At 66.7% G+C, this 1,740-nt stretch carries 1 pseudogene; it reads left to right on the forward strand.

Features of this window, described 5'->3' with window-relative positions:
* Nucleotides 1-409: 409 nt before the first annotated feature.
* Nucleotides 410-1,641: pseudogene (locus ACFVZH_RS40320) on the forward strand (transposase); the annotation flags it as partial.
* Between the last annotated feature and the right edge of the window lie 99 nt (nt 1,642-1,740).

The following is a 1,740-nucleotide window of genomic DNA, read 5'->3' on the forward strand; positions in this document are numbered from 1 at the left end:
TGACTGCTGAACTTGATCACGATATGTCCGGTTGTGGTTCCGTCAACTGCCATGAGGTCGCGTTTGAGAACCGTCTGGCCAGCCGCTCCGAGGCGGGCAGGGCGCGTGACCAAAAACAGATCAACCAAGATCTCAAACGCGGTCTCGGCTTGATCTTTAGCCTCGACCCGTGAGCTCTTTCAGAGTGGCCACCGATCGGGTGACGGCTATGTCTGCAGGTGGGAATCCCAGCCGCAGGTCGGAAACCGGTCAACCCCAGAACAGCGTTCGCCCTGCGCAGTGACTACTGAGCTCCGTGGTTGGACTGCCGTCCGGCCATGGGTTTGTGTGGTTCTCCGGACACCAGGTCGGCCTCGGGGTGATCATGTGCGTTGTCGAGACGTCATTGATCAACCACGAGGCCGTGAAGGTGAGTCTGCTGGACGATGCGATCCGTGTCGAGTCCCTGTCGGTGCTGTGCCGGTTCCGGAGCAACGTGTATGACTGCTTGCCGGTTCGAGGCGATGCCCTGTTCGAGCTGGCCGATGCCGTGTTGTGTGTGGACGGGGCGGTGTGGTCGCTGGTCGACCTCACGCTGACGGCCGAGCACGGCGTGGTCACGGCGCCCTCTACGACGCTCTGAACAGCGGCCGGATCGACGTCGGCCGTCTGCGCGCGAAGCTGGCCGCGCTGCCGCTGCCCCGTGCTGGCGGCGGACGGATCGTTCAGGGTGTCGATGTCAGTCCATGGCTGCGGTCCGATGCCTCCACCAGCCCTGACCGGCTGTTCTGTCACGTCCACGGCCAGGCGAAGAACCAGCACCAGCTGATCCCGGGATGGCCGTACTCGTGCGTGGCCGCGCTAGAGACGGGCCGCACTTCGTGGACCGCCGCGCTCGACGTTGTCCGCATCGGCCCCGACGACGACCTGACCGATGTCACCGCCCAGCAGATCCGGGCCGTCGTCGCATGCCTCACACGGGCGGGCCACTGGCGCGAGGGCGACCCGAGCATCCTGATTGTCCTGGACACCGGATACGACGTCACCCGACTCGCCTTCGAGCTCGCAGACTTGCCCGTCGACCTTCTCGGACGCATCCGCTCGGACAGGGTTCTGCGGCTGCCCATTGTGCCCACGGACCGTCCCCGAGCGGGCCGGCCTCGCCGCCACGGCACCACGACAACGGACGCCACCCTTTACGGCACCGCCGAGGCCACCTTTAGGACCGCCTGCATCCGTGGCTGACCCACCGCGGCCCATGGCTCGACCGCGACGGCGAACTCCCCATCGTGGAAGGAACTTTGGCCCGTCTGAAGGTCGAACGCCTGCCCGGCGCTCGTGACCCGAAACCGGTCTGGCTCTGATCCTCACACACCGGCGCCACGGTTGAAGACATCGACCGGTGGTGGCGGTCCTTCCTCCGCCGCTTCGACCTGGAACACACCTTCCGGCTGTTCAAGCAGACCCTCGGCTGGACCCGGCCCAAACTCCGCAGCCCCCAGGCCGCCGACCGGTGGACCTGGCTCGTCATCGCCCCCCCCACACCCAGCTCCGGCTCGCCCGTCCCCTCGCCGAGGACCTCCGACGCCCCTGAGAGAAGCCGGCCGAGCCCGGCCGCCTCACCCCCGCACGTGTCGCCGCGGATTTCGGAACATCCGCGCGAAGACCACGAGGCTGTCGCACGACTTCTCCCGTCCGGGAGTCAAGAGCGCGATTTTGCGGTGCCGGCGAGGAGTTTGCTGAGGTTGTGGACGGTGCCGA

Origin of the sequence: Streptomyces sp. NPDC059534, assembly GCF_042743475.1 — a bacterium.
Lineage (GTDB): Bacteria > Actinomycetota > Actinomycetes > Streptomycetales > Streptomycetaceae > Streptomyces.